This is a genomic window from Streptomyces sp. NBC_00878 (assembly GCF_026341515.1).
GTDB lineage: Bacteria > Actinomycetota > Actinomycetes > Streptomycetales > Streptomycetaceae > Streptomyces.
Map to the genome: position 1 here is coordinate 3,448,931 of NZ_JAPEOK010000001.1, position 17,278 is coordinate 3,466,208.

The 17,278-nt window shown below is 69.9% G+C and carries 18 protein-coding genes; 6 read left to right on the top strand and 12 right to left on the bottom strand.

The genetic code is table 11. The annotated features are described in order from the left end of the window. Positions 1–4 precede the first annotated feature (4 nt). Positions 5–940: a diiron oxygenase gene (locus tag OHA11_RS14235; protein WP_266507156.1), complete on the top strand. Its 936-nt coding sequence runs from the start codon at positions 5–7 to the stop codon at positions 938–940. 180 nt (positions 941–1,120) lie between these two features. Here OHA11_RS14235 and OHA11_RS14240 read toward each other — a convergent pair whose 3' ends face one another. The 6 genes from OHA11_RS14240 to OHA11_RS14265 all read right to left on the bottom strand — a co-directional run bounded on the left by OHA11_RS14240 (position 1,121) and on the right by OHA11_RS14265 (position 5,709). Then, complete coding sequence (locus tag OHA11_RS14240) at positions 1,121–1,753, bottom strand: GAP family protein (RefSeq protein ID WP_266496084.1); 633 nt, start codon at positions 1,751–1,753, stop codon at positions 1,121–1,123. Between the two features lie 95 nt (positions 1,754–1,848). Further along, positions 1,849–2,271, bottom strand: coding sequence for a hypothetical protein (locus OHA11_RS14245; RefSeq protein WP_266496086.1), 423 nt, complete (start codon positions 2,269–2,271; stop codon positions 1,849–1,851). Positions 2,272–2,671: 400 nt separating this feature from the next. Further along, the gene (locus tag OHA11_RS14250; protein WP_266496088.1) at positions 2,672–3,250 is read right to left on the bottom strand and encodes an HAD domain-containing protein; all 579 of its coding nucleotides are present in this window, start codon (positions 3,248–3,250) and stop codon (positions 2,672–2,674) included. 29 nt (positions 3,251–3,279) lie between these two features. Then, a complete protein-coding gene (locus tag OHA11_RS14255; protein ID WP_266496090.1) occupies positions 3,280–3,972 on the bottom strand; it encodes a class I SAM-dependent methyltransferase in 693 nt (230 codons plus the stop codon). Next, on the bottom strand, positions 3,973–4,884 hold the full coding sequence (locus OHA11_RS14260) for a phosphotransferase (protein ID WP_266496092.1): 912 nt from the start codon (positions 4,882–4,884) through the stop codon (positions 3,973–3,975). It abuts the gene before it with no gap. 75 nt (positions 4,885–4,959) lie between these two features. Next, positions 4,960–5,709 (bottom strand): hypothetical protein, encoded by a 750-nt coding sequence (locus tag OHA11_RS14265; protein WP_266496095.1) that lies wholly within the window; start codon positions 5,707–5,709, stop codon positions 4,960–4,962. A 225-nt stretch (positions 5,710–5,934) separates the two neighbouring features. Between OHA11_RS14265 and OHA11_RS14270 the strand changes: the two genes are divergently transcribed. From OHA11_RS14270 to OHA11_RS14290, 5 genes are all read left to right on the top strand, one after another. Beyond that, on the top strand, positions 5,935–7,296 hold the full coding sequence (locus OHA11_RS14270; protein WP_266496096.1) for a tetratricopeptide repeat protein: 1,362 nt from the start codon (positions 5,935–5,937) through the stop codon (positions 7,294–7,296). A 36-nt stretch (positions 7,297–7,332) separates the two neighbouring features. Further along, positions 7,333–7,845, top strand: coding sequence for an NUDIX domain-containing protein (locus OHA11_RS14275; RefSeq protein WP_266496097.1), 513 nt, complete (start codon positions 7,333–7,335; stop codon positions 7,843–7,845). A 174-nt stretch (positions 7,846–8,019) separates the two neighbouring features. Then, positions 8,020–8,745, top strand: coding sequence for a TetR/AcrR family transcriptional regulator (locus tag OHA11_RS14280; protein ID WP_266496099.1), 726 nt, complete (start codon positions 8,020–8,022; stop codon positions 8,743–8,745). 10 nt (positions 8,746–8,755) lie between these two features. Further along, positions 8,756–9,112 carry a hypothetical protein gene (locus OHA11_RS14285; protein ID WP_266496100.1) on the top strand — a complete coding sequence of 119 codons (357 nt, stop codon included), beginning with the start codon at positions 8,756–8,758 and terminating at the stop codon, positions 9,110–9,112. A 106-nt stretch (positions 9,113–9,218) separates the two neighbouring features. Beyond that, the gene (locus OHA11_RS14290; RefSeq protein ID WP_266496101.1) at positions 9,219–10,514 is read left to right on the top strand and encodes an NlpC/P60 family protein; all 1,296 of its coding nucleotides are present in this window, start codon (positions 9,219–9,221) and stop codon (positions 10,512–10,514) included. On the opposite strand, the gene OHA11_RS14295 is transcribed toward OHA11_RS14290, so the two are convergent. The 6 genes from OHA11_RS14295 to OHA11_RS14320 form a co-directional block, all read right to left on the bottom strand. Next, a complete protein-coding gene (locus OHA11_RS14295; RefSeq protein WP_266507158.1) occupies positions 10,511–11,152 on the bottom strand; it encodes a DNA alkylation repair protein in 642 nt (213 codons plus the stop codon). The two genes, OHA11_RS14290 and OHA11_RS14295, sit on opposite strands and share 4 nt — an antisense overlap. 74 nt (positions 11,153–11,226) lie before the next feature. Then, on the bottom strand, positions 11,227–12,480 hold the full coding sequence (locus OHA11_RS14300; protein ID WP_266496102.1) for a styrene monooxygenase/indole monooxygenase family protein: 1,254 nt from the start codon (positions 12,478–12,480) through the stop codon (positions 11,227–11,229). 39 nt (positions 12,481–12,519) lie between these two features. Next, on the bottom strand, positions 12,520–13,113 hold the full coding sequence (locus OHA11_RS14305) for an ATP/GTP-binding protein (RefSeq protein ID WP_266507160.1): 594 nt from the start codon (positions 13,111–13,113) through the stop codon (positions 12,520–12,522). Positions 13,114–13,171: 58 nt separating this feature from the next. Further along, complete coding sequence (locus OHA11_RS14310; RefSeq protein ID WP_266507161.1) at positions 13,172–13,573, bottom strand: DUF742 domain-containing protein; 402 nt, start codon at positions 13,571–13,573, stop codon at positions 13,172–13,174. 5 nt (positions 13,574–13,578) lie between these two features. Further along, a complete protein-coding gene (locus tag OHA11_RS14315) occupies positions 13,579–14,082 on the bottom strand; it encodes a roadblock/LC7 domain-containing protein (protein ID WP_266496104.1) in 504 nt (167 codons plus the stop codon). Next, complete coding sequence (locus OHA11_RS14320; RefSeq protein WP_323186562.1) at positions 14,079–17,147, bottom strand: nitrate- and nitrite sensing domain-containing protein; 3,069 nt, start codon at positions 17,145–17,147, stop codon at positions 14,079–14,081. The genes OHA11_RS14315 and OHA11_RS14320 overlap by 4 nt, the downstream gene beginning before the upstream one ends. Positions 17,148–17,278 lie beyond the last annotated feature (131 nt).

Consider the following 17,278-nt stretch of genomic DNA (forward strand, 5'->3'; position numbering starts at 1 on the left):
AGCCATGACGACCGTGACGGTGGGCAGCGTTGATGGTCCGCGCGATGCGCTCGGGCTGCTCAAGGACCGGGAGCAGGTGGCCGAGCGGCTGCTCGACTCCGCCGCGAAGCACTCCTTCGACCCGGACAAGGAGCTGGACTGGGACGCGCCCTTCGAGGAGGGGAAGTGGTTCTGGCCGCCGGAGTTGGTGTCGCTGTACGGCACTCCGCTGTGGAAGCGGATGAGCGAGGAGCAGCGGATGCTGCTGGCGCGGCACGAGGCCGCGGCGCTGGCCTCGCTGGGGGTCTGGTTCGAGATCATCCTGATGCAGCTGCTGGTGCGGCACATCTACGACAAGGCGGCGACGAGCGCGCATGTGCGCTATGCGCTGACCGAGATCGAGGACGAGTGCCGGCACTCGAAGATGTTCGCGCGGCTGATCACGCGGGGCGGGACGCCGTGGTACCCGGTGAGCCGGACCCACCACAACCTCGGGCGCTTCTTCAAGACGGTGTCGACGACGCCGGGGTCGTTCACGGCGACGCTGCTGGGCGAGGAGGTGCTCGACTGGATGCAGCGGCTGACGTTCCCGGACGAGCGGGTGCAGCCGTTGATCCGGGGCGTGACGCGGATCCATGTGGTGGAGGAGGCCCGGCATGTCCGGTACGCGCGGGAGGAGCTGCGTCGGCAGATGGTGACCGCGCCCCGGTGGTCGCAGGAGTTCACGCGGGTGTCGTCGGGGGAGTTCGCGCGGATCTTCTCGGTGGCGTTCGTCAATCCCGAGGTGTACGGGAACGTGGGGCTCGACCGGCGCGAGGCGATGGCCCAGGTGAAGGCGAGCGGGCATCGCCGGGAGGTCATGCAGACGGGGGCGAAGCGGTTGACCGACTTCCTGGACGACATCGGGGTGTTGCGGGGCGCGGGGCGCCGGCTTTGGCGGGCGTCGGGGTTGCTGGCCTGAGGGGTGTCGCCGGCCTGCGGTGTTGCTGGCCTGAGGGGTGTCGCCGGCCTGCGGTGTTGCTGGCCTGAGGGGTGTCGCCGGCCTGCGGTGTTGCTGGCCTGAGGGGTGTCGCCAGCCTGCGGTGTTGCTGGCCTGAGGTGTCGATGGGCCCGCGATGGGCACTCCTCGGCATCGCACGCGTCACAGGAGGAGGAGCAGGATGAAGACCCCACAGACGATGATGTTGACCAGCCAACTGTGGGAGTTCATCCAGTCCCGGAACTTCGGCATGGCGCTCATCGCCCGCCGCCGGAAGAGCAGCAGGCCGAGCAGGGGCAGGGCGGCGACCAGTACCGTCAGCCCGATGAAGGGCAGCGCCTGCGCGTAGTTCGCGTCGGCATGGGCCAGGTGGACACCCACGGTCGCCATGACCACAATGTCCGAGGGCATCAGGAGGATCAGGAGCAGACCTGTCTTGAGCGCCCTTCTGGGGTCGGCCGTCATCAGGGTCCCGAGCCACTTGGGCGGCTCGGCGGTGGCCCGCGTCAGCCAGTTCTTGACCGCGAGAACGATCAGCAGACCGACGAGGACGTACTCGATGATGTGACCGACCGACCCCTTGTCGTCGGGGTCTCCGAGATCGATGGAGGACCCGAGCCAATTCCCCAGACCCAGCATGATCGCCACGCCGGCCGAGACCGCGGTGGCGACACCGAGCAGGAAGGCCAACGACACGCGTACCGGTCGCGGGGTGGTGACGAAGATGATCGCCGACATGATCTGAGGTCCGGCCATCATGGTGATGGCCAGCGGAAGGATGTCGAGTCCGTCCATGTCTCTCCCGCCCGGGGCGTCGCCCCCGACTCAGTCGGCCGGATCAGTCAGCCGCATCAGTCGTTCGGCTCAGTCGGCTGGCCCAGTCGGTCGGCTCAGTCGGTCGAAGGCTTCCGCTTGACCACGCACAGCGCCCAGATGACGAACCCGTACAGCGCGATCAGCGTGAGTGACCAGACGGGGTAGTACGGGATGGAGAGGAAGTTGGCGATGAGCAGCAGCCCCGCGATGCCCACACCGAGGACCCTCGCCCAGATGCGCGCCGAGAACAGGCCGATGCTCACGATCATGGCGATCGCCCCGAGCGCCAGCTGGATCCAGCCCCAGCTCGTCAGGTCGAACTTGAAGACGTAGTTGGGCGTAGTGACGAAGACGTCGTCCTCGGCGATCGCCATGATGCCCCGGAAGAGATCGAGCATTCCGGCGATGAACAGCATCACAGCCGCGAAGACCGTCAGGCCTCCGGCAGCCGCCGCAGCGTCTGCCGAGCGGTGATGGTGGTGGGTCGTAGTGGCCATGGCAGGACCTCCGTCCCTCACGCGGCCGCAACCGGCAGCCGCTCATGACCGGGCTTCCACCTGGCCGCATGTGGAGTCCGGCATTCACATGATCGCGTGTTCGGTCGTTGATCGCATACTGTCGCCCGCGCCGTGACCTGGTGCCCGGAGCCCCGTCAGGGCCGACCCGAGGTGGCGAGGTCCCATTGCCACAGGAATGACCTGGTCAGCGATGTGCGAGCAACTGTCCCTGACCATGCCGAGCGGATCCTTGCCGTCCCGGCCCGGCCAACGCTCGCTGCCGTCCTCGCCGACACCGAAGCCCGCCGAAATGCCGTGCCCAGCCGGCACTGCCAAGCCAGAACGGGCCCTCGCCTTTCGTGGTGGCGAGGGCACCAACGTGCCCTGTGGTTTGTCTCCGCTATGCGGTTTCGGCTTCAGGCGGAAGGCCTGGGACATGAGCCGGTGCAACGAGCAACAACGCGGCCCACGTCAGCACCTCGACCAGGTGCTCGGCCAGCAGCCCAACGTGGGGATCAGGCTGGACAAGCGCGGTCGCATGGCCGCGGGCGGTGCGTTCTGCGGCCCATTCGTGGTCGAGGTTGGTGAAGTCGTCGTCGATCCAGATGACGGGCGCGTCGACGAGCCAGGTGTTGACGTGGTCGCGTTTCCACAGGTAGCCGTTGGGGTGACTGGTGGTGATCTGCGGGCGTGGGAGGTCGACGTATGGCAGGGGCGGTAGTCCAAGGAGCGGCCCGACGAGGGTGGTGGCGTCTTGGCGCCAGCTGGTGCACCAGAAGGGGGTGACCAGGCCGGTTTGGATCACCTGCATGAGCAGGGGGCCATGCGCGGGGTTGAGCCAGATAGTGACTGGGGCGTCGGCGCTTCGGTCCGTGGGCACCACGTCGTGTCGGTTGTGGGTCGCCGGACTGGCCCCTTCAGCGTCCGGGAAAGGTATGAGGACGCCGTCGACGTCGAGGAGCAGGTAGGGCGTGCGCATCGGTTTCTCCCAGGGAGCCGGGGTGGGGGTCAGAGCTTGCGCGCGGTGATCAGCAGGGTGGTGGGTCGGCGGCCGTGGCGGGCGTCGTGGAATTCCTGGGCCGAGGTGAGCCAGAGGCCGGCGCGTTCGAGGTGTTTCTCCCAGCGGTTGGCGTCGAAGTCCCAGCGGGCGATGGGTAGTCGGGTGCGGTCGGGGAGGGTGACGTAGTCGCGGCTGGGGCGGTCGTCGGTTGAGGGGCGCCTGCCGCCGCGCTGAGGGTGGGGGACCGAGAAGGCGAGAGTGCGCCCGGGTTTGAGGTGCTGGGCGATGGCCGGGAGCAGCAGCTCGGGGGCTACGAGGCCGACGGTGCCGAAGACCGAGTAGATGGCGTCGAAGTGTTCGTCGGAGGCTTGCAGGCAGTGCAGGGCGTGGCCGGCGACGAAGGTGAGGTTGTTCAGTCGGCCGTAGTGCGAACGTGCACGACGGACTTGTAGACCGACGAGGTCGACGCCGGTGACCTGGGCGCCGTGGCGGGTGGCGAGGTGGGCGGCGTTGTGGCCGGGGCCGCAGCCGAGTTCCAGCAGCCGCTTAAGGCGCAGATCCGGGCCGAGGATGTCGGCGCCGGGTCCGCTGCCGGGTCGCGTGGTCCATTCCATCCGGGCGGGTACGGACAGTGGCTCGGCGGGGCTGGCCGTGGTGCGCTGGAGAGCGTGGACGTACCAGGGGGAAGCCTGGGCGAGCACCTAGACCTCCAGGAGGTGGAGGACGTCAGTGAGGTGACGGCGTACAGCCTTCATGTAGGCGGGGTCGGTGGCCGGGTCGTTGATCCAGCGGACGGACTGCTCGATGAACCACTCGACGGCCCACGTGCGATGCCAGCCCAGCGCCCACTTCTCAGCGGGCAGCCCGCCCCGTTCGGCGAGAGCGTCGGGAGTGCCACCCTCGGTGACGTAGGTCTCCAGGAAGACCCGCAGGCGCACCGAGTCGGGGGTGTCGAGGGTGCCGTGCCAGCTGGCGAGGTCGAGCAGACCGGGGCCGGTGAAGGCACGGGCGAAGTCCAACAGCCGCCAGCCGTGCCGGCCGATGTGGAGGCTGGTGGGGTGGAACTCGGAGTGCACCCAGCCGAACGGCGCCACCGTCGTACCGGCCGAGCGTGTCTCGGCGGCCTGGGCGATCCGGTCGAGAGCGTCTTCGACGTCGTCCGTGTCCTGCCACCGGTCGGCTTTGCGGAGTTGGCCGAGGTGTTCCAGGGCTCGGCTCGGCAGGGTGCGCAGTCGTTCCTGGTCCAGGACGGGCAGGGCGGAGGCGGTGCGGGTGCCGTGCAGGACGACGGCTGCGGCTGCGCCGTCGAGGTCGTCGGCCTCGCGGATGGGGGTTCCGAGGTCTTCGAGCAGCATGCCGAGCCAGCCGTCCAGGACTGCGGAGGCGTGAACGGTGGGCACCGGGACCCCGAGGGTGTGGGCCAGTCGGAGGGCTTGGTCCTCGCTGTCGAACGGCCTCTTGGCGTACTTGAAGATGGCGGTTGTGCCGTCGGGGAAGGTCAGACGCTCGACGCCGGACATGGACCACACGCGCACCTCCTCGCGAACGGCAGTGGTCCGGCCAGCCAGAGTGAGCAGGTTGTCGAGGAGTTCGGTGCTGGGGTTCGCGGTCACGTGGGGGCTCCAGGGAGTTGGTGGCGTCCGGGGCGGGCAGAGGTGCCGGCCCACCCCGGAGCCAGGACGGTGGTGCTACGCGGCAGGGCTCACGCGGTGGGCGTAGACCTGCTCGATCCAGCCGACCTTGAAGGCGGCGAGGTCGTCGCTGAAGGCGGCCATCGAGGCACCGTAGGGCGCCACAACACCACCGCTCTGGTCCGGCACGGACTGGCAGCCGTGCACGAGCCGTCCGCCGAGGGCGGCGTGGGCCTTGACGGACTCGATACGGCGATGCCCGTTGAACCAGCCGCCGTGGTAGACCTCGTCGAGCATCCCGCCCGTCTCGTCGTCCAGGTCGAAGACCACGGAGGTGGCGGCGGGGAAGAACCAGCACGGGCCGACGTTGGAGATGTGCCCGTCCAGCTCGACCTTGTTGAGCGCCATCAGCGTGGCCGCCTCGCGCAGGATCCGCAGGTGGTCGGCGGTGAACTGCGGCAGGCCGAGGGCGGGAAGGTGTTCGTCGCGGAAGAGGTACGCGTACACCTCGTAGGCGGTGGCGAGCACCTGGGCAGCGTCCGAGGTGGACTCAGCGTGGGCCTTGATGAATTCCAGGGCGAGTTGCTCGACCGTGCTCTCGGTCGTCTCCTCCACGTCCAGGAGCTGGGACTTGACCAGCTCCCAGTCGGCGACGAGCCACGTGCTGGACTCGAAGCGGAAGAAGTACTCGGCCGGGTCGATGGTGATGCGTCGGCCGTCGACCCGGATGCCGGGCAGGCGGCTCCAGCGCTCGTCGAACGCCTCGGGCAGTACGACCGTGATGGCCGCGGTGTCGATGGTGGTCACCGTGTCTCCGTCTCTGATGGGCCGAGTCCGGGCACAGGAATGCCCGAACCCGGTGTGGGCGTACGGCACTTCGGGGGCCGCCCGGCCGAAGGGGGAGCCTGGTCACGGTGTCGGAACCGTTGCCGGGCGGCTGATGATTAGTGAACACGCAGTCACGCACAGTGGGTACGGTGAGAGGCCGTTGAAGCGGTATACGGGGTTTACAGCGCCGGACGGGAGGCAAGCGTGGCAGCGTCGAGAGAACCCACCTCCCGTCTGCGCGAGATCATCGACGCGACCGGCTGTACGTACGAGGCTCTGGCAAGAGACGTCCGGCGCGTCGCGGCCGAGAACGGCGAGATCCTCCAGACCAACAAGTCGGCCGTCTCCCACTGGGCCAACGGCACCCGCCAGCCCACCGGACGAACCAGTCAGTACCTCGCCGAAGCCTTGTCACGCCGAACGGGCCGCATCATCACCCAGACCGAGATCGGTCTACGCGCACCTGATGGCGAGGAGTCGGCCGAAGGGGATCCTGTCCTGGCCGCAACTGACCTCGGCCGGGCCGATGTTGAGCGCCGCCGCTTCCTCGCGGTGGCCGTCTTCACCACCGCCGGTTTCGCCATGCCGCTGGCCCACGACCACGAGGCCACCGCCCGCATGCTCCGCGCACGCACCGGCACCTCCCTGGTCGGAACGGAAGACGTGGACGTCGTACGGCAGATCACCGCGGCCTTCAGCGCCGCAGACGAACGCCTCGGCGGTGGCCACGGCCTGACCACGGTCACCGCGTACCTCGCCGACACCGCCGCCCCCATGCTCCGGGGCCGCTACCCGAGCGAAGCCTTACGACGGGCAGCCTTCGGCGCCGTGGCCGAACTCGCCTACCTGGCAGGCTGGAAGCACCACGACCTCGGCCAGGAAGGCGCCGCCCAGCGCTACTACCAGGTCGGCTACCAGCTCGCCTGCGAAGCCGATCCCCACGGCCACGCTGTGTGGATGATGCGGGCCCTCGCCCACCAGGCACTCAGCCTCAAGCAACCCCACCACTGCGTGGACCTCGTCGAAGGTGCCCTCACTCGCGGCCTCGGCCACGTCGACGGCCAGACTGAAGCCCTCCTCCACATCACCCACGCCCGCGCCTTCGCCTTCGCCGCCGTCGGTGAGAAGCCCGCAGCGGCCCGCGCCCTGCTCGCCGCCGAAGACGCTCTCCTGCGCGACGACGTTCCTCAGCCCAGCTACTCACGCGTCAGCGGCCCCGCTGCCGGCACCGTGGCCAGCCACACCGCCCGCACGCTTACCGACCTCGCCGATCACATCGGCACCGAACAGCAGCACCGAGACGCCCTGATCCGCTGGGACCCCGACAAGTACAAGCGCGTCCACGCCCTCACCTACGCCGACCTCGGCGACAGCCTCGCCGCCCAGGCTCGCGCCGACGAGGCAGTCGCCGCCTGGGCGCAGGCACTGACCCTCATGGAGGGCATGACCTCCGACCGCACCCGCAAAGCCATCGCCTCGCTCCGCTCCACCCTCTCCATCTACCAGCGCCGCAAAGTGCCCGGAGCCACCGAACTCGCCCGCCGCACACGCGAATCACTGGCCTAAGCTGCCCACCAAACGGCCGACGAAGGGACACCAGCCGTGGCTCAACGGACAACGGACGACCAGCCCAAAGCCCTGCCGCCCGCCCTCGAATCCATGACGCTGCTGGTCGCCGCCGTCATCGTCCACGACAAGGCCACCAACCGCGTCGTCCTCCTGCAGCGCAGCCAGAACGCCAAGTTCGCCCAGGGCATGTGGGACCTCCCCGTCGGCAAGAGCGAACCCGGTGAGCCCATTACGGAGACAGCGGTACGCGAGCTGCACGAGGAGACCGGCCTGACCGTGAAGCCGGAGTCCCTGAAGGTGGCCCACATCATCCACAGCGCCTGGGGCGTCGAAGCCCCCAACGGCTTCCTCACCGTCGTCTTCGCCGCCCACGAATGGGCAGGCGAACCCGAAAATCGCGAACCGCGCAAACACTCACAAGTTTGTTGGGTGGATATCGACGATGTCCCTGGCGATTTTGTGGACACGACCGCCAGTGCCCTTCGCCACTATCTGAACGATGGCCCGGACGTTTCTTTGGAGGGCTGGCCGGACAGCACAATTTAGTCCACCTGCCCGTCCGGCCTCTCCTCACAGCTCCCGCACCCTCGCCCAGCCCGTCCGGCACTTGAGGACGAGGCCCTTCAGGCCGATGAACGGGGATCTGGGGGGCGGCAGCCCCCGGGGAAGGGACGGGTAGGGGCGGCGAGGGTGGGGCCGGGAACGGTTACGCTGCCCGACATGACCTCGGAGGTTCCCACGCGTGCGTACCGACGGCTCAGTGTCGAGGAGCGGCGGAGCCAACTGCTCGACGCGGCACTGTCGTTGTTCGCGGCGCGGACCCCGGAGGACGTCTCCCTGGACGACGTCGCGGAGGCGGCGGGCGTCTCGCGCCCCCTCGTGTACCGGTACTTCCCCGGCGGCAAACAGCAGCTGTACGAGGCCGCGCTCAGGTCGGCCGCGGAGGAGCTGGAGCACTGTTTCGCCGAGCCCCCACAGGGCCCGCTCACGCGCCGCCTCTCCAACGCCCTGGACCGCTATCTCGCCTTCGTGGACGAGCACGGAGCCGGGTTCAGCGCGCTGCTGCAGGGCGGCAGCGTCGTCGAGACGTCGCGGACCACGGCCATCGTGGACGGCGTGCGCCGGGCCGCCGCCGAGCACATCCTGAGTCATCTGGAGGTCGAGGAGCCGGCACCCCGGCTCCGGATGACCGTCCGGATGTGGATCACGGCGGTCGAGGCCGCCTCCCTGATCTGGCTGGATGAAGAGAAGGAACCGCCGCTGGACGAGTTGCGGGACTGGCTCGTCGAGCAGTTCGTCGCGTGCCTGGTGGCGACCGCGGGGCGCGACGCCCGGACGGCCGGTGCCCTACGGGCCGCACTGGCGATGGAGACCGCGGACGGCCCGCTGGGCACGTTCGCACGGGGCGTGCTGCCCGTCGTGAGCGACGCGGCACACCTGCTGTGACACTGGCTGCGTGAAGAGCGAAGACACCCCGTTCGAAGGCGGCCCCCTGGACGGCCGGGTGCTGCCGGTCCTGCTCGGCCTGACCGGACACCCGCCGAAGGTGTACCGGGTTCCGGTCCCGGACAACGCCGGTGGCCCGCCGACCGTGCTCGTCTACCGACGCGTACAGGCGAGTACGAGCAAACGGCTCGGGCTGCACCAGGGCTGGAAGTACGCGTACGACCCCGAGGGCGGGAGCGGCGGGAGCGGCGGGGAAGGCGGCAGGCTCCGGTGGCCGTGGTCCAGGCCGGAGTCCGCGCCCGACACCGCGGCGCGCATGAAGCCAGACGCCACGCCGGACGGCAAGTCGGACGACACCGACGAGTGACCTTGTTGGGCCGGATCGCCCACGCTCGCCGCGCGGAGCTCGCGCGCGCGTCTGAGGCTCGCGGTGCGGAGGAGCGGAGGGACCGCCCCGCACCGGAGGTGATGACGTGTCAGGAAGGCTTCTGCGGTTGGTCTGTACGGCGGCGATCGCGGCCGGCGCCGTCCTCGCACCGGGCCCGGCGGCGGCGTTGCCCGAGCCCGGCGAAAGCTCCGTACCCGAGCCCAGCGGGAGCTCCGTACCCGAACCCGGCGAGAGCGCGGCGCCGGATTCGGGTACGGAGCTCCCGGATTCCGCCCAGGAGGGCGAGCCCTCCGTCGCCTCGTTGCTGACGGACCTTCAGCGGCTGTACCGGGAGGCCGAGAAGGCGACCGAGACGTACAACGCGACCGAGGAGAAACTGAAGCGGCAGCGGACCGAGGTCGCGAAGCTCAACGGGCGTCTCTCCGCGGCCCGGCTCTCACTCCAGGGCAGTCGCGGCGCCGCGGGACGGCTCGCCAGGCAGCAGTACCAGGCCACGAGTGAGATCTCCTCGTACGTACGGCTGTTGCTCGCCCGCGATCCGCAACACGCCCTCGACCAGGGCCAGGTGATCCGGCAGGTCTCGCTGGAGCGCGCCGGAACGGTGAACCGGCTGGTCGCGAACGAGCGCAGGACCGACGAGCTCGCGCGTCGGGCCCGGGCCGCCCTCGACCGCCAACTCACCCTCGCAGAACGGCAGAAGAAGGACCGCGACCTCGTCGGAGAGCGCCTGAAGGACGTCGAGGACCTGCTCGCCTCGCTGACCCCCGAACAGCTCGCCCGGGTGGCCGAGCTGGAGGAGTCGGGGGTGGCGAAGGCGCAGGACGAGTTCATGGCCTCGGGCGCGTTGAGCAGTGAGCGGCCGCCCTCCCGGGAAGGGGACGAGGCGCTCCGGTACGCCGTGGAGCAGATCGGCAAGCCGTACGAGTGGGGCGCCGAGGGCCCGGACACGTTCGACTGCTCGGGCCTCACGTCTCAGGCCTGGGGCAGCGCGGGCCGGTCCATCCCCCGCACCAGCCAGGAGCAGTGGGCCCAGCTGCCCCGCGTCGAGTTGGGCGAACTGCGACCGGGCGACCTGGTCGTCTACTTCCCCGAGGCCACCCACGTCGCCCTGTACCTGGGCGACGGCATGGTCCTCCAGTCCCCGAGACCGGGGGCGACCGTCAAGGTGTCCCCCATCGCCGCCAACCCGATCCTGGGCGCGGTCCGCCCGGACACCGAGGCGGAGCCCCTGCCGGACTACACCCCGCCGCAGCTCCCCGAGGGCGCAACGGACGGTTCTGACGAGGGCTACCGCGCGCCCTCCGACCCGGGGACCTCTTCCCCAGAGGCACGGGGAACTGCGCGACCAGCCACAACCGACCCGCTCCCGCTCCCTCACTAGACGTGCTGTCGGCGCACCATCTCGGTGATCCAGACGGGCGCGAACGGGGACGTGCAGCCCGGGGAGGTCGGATAGTCCTTGAGCACCTCCAGGCGCTCACCGATCTCGATCGCACGGACGCGATACTCGGCGTGCTCGATGCCGATCTGAGCCAGGCAGTGGTTCATCGCCCACTGCAGGCGATCCGGGGCGTCCTTCATCTCCGCCTCGACGACATCGAGCAGTGCGGCGAGGTCGAGGCCCTCGGGCTTCTTCGCCACGCGTTCGGTGGTCAGTGCCCAGCCCGCACTGGCGACCACGGGATCCGGATCGGCGGACCAGACCAGGCGCAGCTCTTCGGCATGCGGGTTCTTCTTCACCACGTAGTTCACGAGCCAGTCGTGCACCTTGGGTGTGCGCGCCTGGCGCAACATGGCGTCCAAGTCGTCACGCCCGAACGCCTTCGGGCGGCAGATCAGGATCGCCAGCAGCCTCGCCGCGGTGTCATCCGTCGCCCAGAGCCGGCACGCGAGCTCCTGCTGCGTCTTCAGCCGCTTCGCGAGCGCGCGCAGCTTGCCGAGATTCACACCGTGATCGTCACCGTGCCGCTCGTTCACCTCGCGTGCCTTCGGGTCCTCAAGGTCGGCCAGCTCGGCCATCACCTCGGCCACCGTCGTCTCGGCCACCTCGGCCTCCTCTCGCTCATGGAGCGGGATTCAGCCTACGAGAGGGGTCAGCCTCCGGCCACCGACGCCAGGTACGCCCCCGTCTTCTCCGGCTCGTAGAAGAAGTTCTCGAAGTCCGACGGGTCGTTGAAGCCGTTCGCGAAGCGGTTGGCGACCGGTGGGAGCTGGCCTGCCGCGCCGATCAGGTTGAGGACGTGCTCCGGCGGGGCGCCGAGCATCGCGTTCGTCCACTTGGTCACGTGCTGGGCCGTGTCCCAGTACCGCTCGAAGGTGTTGCGCATCCACGTCGCGTCGAACTCCTTGTCCCCGTGGGAGAGGATCGAGTCGAGGTACGAAGCGGCGCACTTCGAGGCCGAGTTGGAACCCTGGCCGGTGATGGGGTCGTTGGCGACGACCACGTCGGCGACGCCGAGGACCAGGCCGCCGCCGGGCAGCCGGCCTATGGGGTTGCGGACCGTGGGCGTGTAGCGTCCGGCCAACGTGCCGCCGGCGTCCGTGAGTTCGACCTTGGTGGCCCGCGCGTACTCCCACGGCGTGAACCGCTCCATGAGTTCCAGGGTCAGGGAGAGGTGTTCGGCCGGGTCCTTGACGCCCTGGAAGGCGTCCAGCGGGCCGCCGGGTATGCCCTCCCAGAAGAGGATGTCCGCCCGGCCCGAGGTGGAGAGGGCGGGCATGACGAAGAGTTCGCCCACGCCGGGGACCAAGTTGCAGCGGACCGCGTCGTATTCCGGGTGCTCCGGGCGCGGGCCCAGGCCGTGGACGTACGCGACGGCCAGCGCGCGCTGCGGCTCCGCGTACGGGGAGCGGGAGGCGTCGCGGCCGAACATCGAGACCAGTTCGCCCTTGCCCGCCGAGACGAGGACCAGGTCGTACGTACGGGAGAAGTAGTCGAGGTCGCCGACGGCCGCGCCGTGGATGACCAGTTGGCCGCCGCGCTGGGCGAACGTCTCCATCCAGCCGGCCATCTTGACGCGCTGGTCGACCGACTGGGCGTACCCGTCGAGCCTGCCCACCCAGTCGATCGCCCGCTGGGTCGGCCCCGGGTCGTGCGAGCCGGGGGCGGCGACCGAGACGCCGAGTCCTTCGATCTTCGGGGCCTGGGACTCCCAGAAGTTCAGCTGGAGATCGCGCTCGTGCTGCAGGGCCGTGTGGAACATGCACTGCGTCGACATGACGCGGCCGGTTCGGATCTCGTCCGCCGTGCGGTTGGACATCAGGGTGACCTCGTACCCGTTCGACTGGAGTCCGAGGGCGATCTGGAGTCCGGACTGGCCGGCTCCGACGACGAGTATCTTCCGCATGCCTGTCCTTCTCTGCGTACGTCTGATTCCGGGTAGGTCTTATTCCGGGCTGACTTCGAGTGCGTGGCCGACAAGGGCCAGCAGGGTCTCGATCGCCGAGAACCTGCGGCGCGCGTCCATGATCATGACAGGTATGTGTGGCGGAATCGTGAGGGCCTCGCGTACGTCTTCCGGCTCGTACTTCTCGCTTCCGTCGAAGTGGTTGACGGCCACGACGTACGGCAGCCCGCAGCTCTCGAAGTAGTCGAGGGCCGGGAAGCAGTCCTTCAGACGGCGGGTGTCGGCGAGGACCACCGCGCCGATCGCCCCGCGCACCAGGTCGTCCCACATGAACCAGAACCGCTGCTGCCCCGGTGTGCCGAACAGGTACAGGACCAGGTCGTCGTCGAGTGTGATGCGGCCGAAGTCCATGGCCACGGTGGTGGTCAGTTTCTCCGGGGTCGAGCTGAGGTCGTCGGTGTCCTCGCTCGCCTCGGTCATCAGCGCCTCCGTCTGGAGGGGCGTGATCTCCGAGACGGCGGTGACGAGGGTGGTCTTGCCGACGCCGAAGCCGCCGGCCACCACTATCTTCGTGGCGATCGGGGCGCGCGTACGGTCCTGCTGCCAGGCCTTCAACTCCTCGTCGGGCTCGATGAGTTGGGAGGACGTGGCGAATTGCCCGTATCGGGCGGAATCCGAGACGCGGGAGGCGTCAGAGACGACGGAGTCCACTCAGCACCCTTTCCAGCAGAGCGCGGTCCGGCTGTCCCGGGCCGTGACCTGTTCCGTACACACGGATCTTTCCCTGGTCCGCCAGGTCGCTGAGGAGCACCCGGACCACGCCGAGCGGCATCTTCAGCAGGGCGGCGACCTCGGCCACCGTCCGCATCCGGCGGCAGAGTTCGACGATGGCCCGCATCTCCGGCATCACCCGGGTGGAGAGGGAACCATTCTCCAACTCCCGCCGCTGCTCAGGAGCTTCGATCGCCGCGACGAACGTCTCGACGAGCAGGACGTGCCCGAAGCGCGTACGGCCGCCGGTGAGCGAGTACGGGCGTACGCGGGCGGGTTTTCTGTCCCCGCCGCGGACCGGGAGCCTGGGCGTGCCGCTCAGGTCGCTCACTTGGCCGCCTCCATCGTCGTGGCCTCGATCGACTGCCGCAGCTCGCTGCGGAGTTCGGGGGTCAGGACGTGTCCGGCGCGGCCCACGAAGAGCGCCATGTGGTACGCGACGACGCTCATGTCGCAGTCCGGGGCGCCGTGCACACCGAGCAGCGAGCCGTCGCTGATCGACATGACGAAGAGGCCGCCGTCCTCCATCGCGACCATGGTCTGCTTGACGCCGCCGCCGTCCATCAGCTTGGCGGCGCCGATGGCGAGGCTCCCGATGCCGGACACGATGGTGGCGAGGTCCGCCGCGGAACCTCTGGGGCTCTTGGGCCTCTCCGTGCTGCGGAGGCGCGCCTGCTCGTTTCTCCCGGGGTCGGAGGAGAGCAGCAACAAGCCGTCGGAGGAGACCACCGCGACGGACAGGAGTCCCGGCACCTCCTCGACGAGGTTCGTCAGCAGCCAGTGCAGATTGCGGGCCTCAGTGCTCAGTCCGAAGGTACTGGGCGAGATCAACTGCTTGCCTCCTCGACTGTGTCCCCCTGGGTTTCTACGGCATGCACGGCGGACGGCTCCAGCTCCGACGTCTGTTCGGCGATCTCCGCTTCGACATCACGGCGGCCGTTGTTCGCGCCCTGGTGGAATCCGCCGAGCCTGCGGCGCAGGGCCTCGGCGTCCACGGACGCGCTGCGCGGCCTCGCCGCGGGCGCGGGTGCGGAGATCTTCGGGGTCCGCTTGGGCAGCCCCTTGTCGGTGACCGGCTCGTTCGAGTCGTTCGGCTCGTTCGACTCGCCGGCTGCCTGCGGTACGTGCGGCTCGTGCGCCGCCCGCCGCCTGGGCGGCTCGTCGGGGACGCGCTCGTGGGTGTCGGGGCCGATGGCGTACGGATCGGTGCTCGCCTGGGCGGGGATGGTGACGGACGGGGTGGCGGCTTCGGGTTCGCGGGGTCCCGCTGCCTGGGGTTCCGCTCCCTGGGGATCCGCTTCGCGGACCTCGGCTTCGCGGGCCTCTGCTTCGCGGACTTCGGCTTCGGCTTCGGCGGGCTCGGACGATTCCGAGGGGCCTTCGGCCGGGGGCACCGGTGCCATGAGCACCATGGTCGTCTCGGGGCCGGTGGCCTCGGGCGGGACGACGGGCTCAGCAGCGGCAGCCGTGTCTTCGGGCTGGGAGGACTGCTCCTCTTCGACCCCGCCCACCGGGCTCGCGTCCTCGTGGTCCGCGTGGTCCGCGTGGCCTGCGTGGCCTGCGTGGTCCTCGTTGTCCTCGTGTACGGAACTCTCGGCGGGGCCCGCCCCGCCGGAGTCCCGCAAAGAGTCCTCCGCCGCCGCGATCAGCGGGTCGCGGTCCGAGCGGGCGTACAGGACGTTGGAGTTGACCTCGGCGTCCGCACCCGGGAGGGTCAGCGCGGAGGCGCCGCCGGCCATGGCCGACGAGGGGACGGTGGCGGCGGGCGGGGCGGCGAACAGCGCCTTGGGCAGGACGACGACCGCGGTGATGCCGCCCTGCTTCTGCTCGCGCAACTGCACCCGTACGCCGTGCCGGTGGGCGAGACGGGCCACCACGTACAGGCCGAGCCCGAGTCCCTCGCCGCTCTCCTGGTCGTACGCGTCCATGGGGTCGAAGTCCGAGAGGCGGGCGTTCAGCTGGGTGAGCCGGTCGCCGGTCATGCCGATGCCCTCGTCCTGGACGGAGAGCATGACCTCGCCGCTCTCCAGGAGCCAGCCGGAGACCTCGACGGGCATCTCGGGCGGCGAGGACGACGAGGCGTTCTCCAGGAGTTCGGCCACCAGGTGACTGATGTCGTCCGCGGCGAACCCGGCGAGGTGCGCGTGCGGCGGCAGCGCGGCGATCCGTACCCGCTCGTACCGCTCGATCTCGCTGCCGGCGGCCCGGACGACGTCGACGAGCGGAACCGGGCCGGGGTGCTGGTGGCCATGATCGGCGCCCGCGAGAACCAGCAGGTTCTCCGTGTGGCGGCGCATGACGGTGGCGAAGTGGTCGAGACGGAAGAGCGTGGCGAGCCGGTCGGGGTCCTGCTCGCGCTCCTCCAGGCCCTCGATGACGCCGAGTTGGCGCTCGACGAGACCGAGCGTGCGCAGGGCGAGGTTGACGAAGGTGCCGTGGATGCTGGTGCGGATCTGCTCCAAGTGGGCGGCCGCGTCGGCGAGTTCGGAGCGGAGGCGGTCGCGCTCGTCGGCCATCTTCTGGCGCTGGCCGACGAGGTGCTTACGGTCGCTCTCCAGGGTCGTCAGCCGCTCGTGGGCCGCGACGGCATGCGCGTGGAGCGCGTTGACGGAGCGTACGGCCTGGGCGAACTCGTCGTTGCGGCCGGTGAACTTGACCGGCGCCTCGGTGGCCGGTCCGGCGGCGAGGCGGGCCGAACCGAGGCGCAGGACGGCCAGCGGACGGGTGAGCGAACGGGCCATACCCGTGGAGACGCCGACGGCGAGCAGCATCAGGGCGCCGAGGATCGCGATCCGGATCTCCAGCGCGGTGACGTCGTCGTCCCGCAACTGGGCGAGTTCCTCGGCCCGTTGGGTGTTGAGGGAGGCCTCGACTCCGCGCATCTGCTCGATGCGGGCGGAGAGCGCGGCGTCCAGCTTCTTGGTGTCGGTGTCGAGTTGGGAGTCGGAGAGGGTGGGCCGCCCGGCGAGGCTCGCGAGGTACTTCTCGGCGGCGGCGACCTCGGAGCCCGTCACCGTGGAGTCGTACGAGGCACGGTCGGCCTTCGGCCCGGTCTCGCGGAAACCGGCGAGCGCCGCCTGCTCGCGGACGTTGGCCTGCATGGCGGCGGCGGTGAGCGCGTCGCGCTGCTTGGTGTCGGCGGCCGTCGAGCTGGTGCTCGTCTCGGGCAGACCCGTGATCGGGTCGGTGGTGGTCCGCGTGGAGGCGGGGATGTTCAGGGCCGCGAGGAGCAGGCCGCGGGTCGCGGCGGCCTGCTGGACCGCGGTGTCGAGGTCGGCGAGGGCGTGCGCGCCGGCGCCCGCGCGGGGCGGGAGCATCTCGGCCAACTCCTCGGCGAGGCCGTGGAGTTCGGTGAGGGCGGCGGAGTACGCCTGATGCGCTTCGAGAGCGGTGCTCTTCCCGGTGAGCGCCGCTCTGCGCACGGCGGCGATGCCGTCGAGGGTCTTGCGGAACGCGGCGGGCGCGTCGGCCTCGACGGCTTCCGCGCGGAGTTCGTCGACCTGCCGGTCGACGCGGGCACTGCGGCGCTCGGAGGGGCCCTGGCCGTCGGGACGGCCGGCCGCGATGTAGGAGGTGACCTCGTCGCGCTCGTCGGCCAGCGAGTGGGCGAGCGCCAGCGCGTCCTTGGTGCGCCCGGCGAGCGTCACCAGGTTCTGCGAGTCGTTCAGCTCGCTCGACGCGGCGATCACGGACGGGCTACCGGCTCCGGCGATCGCGGCGGCCACGACGGCGACGGCGACGATCAGCCGACTGCGTACGTGCCGGGGACGGCCGCGGCCCACGGCGTCCGAGGTGTGCTGTGCGGTCGGTGAGTTCGGCGTGTGCCCGGAGGCTTCACCCGAGGTCGACTGCCTGCCTTTGCGCCGAGGCCGCGTTTTCTGCACCGGTGCTCGCATTCTTGACTCGTGATCCCCATGGGTCCGGTGACGATCCGTCAACTCGCGCTTCGTCCCGGTAACGGCTCCCGACCCTCCCAGTGCCGGTGGGCAGTGGTCGCGCATCACCTGACCCGCCACACGAAGGAGTG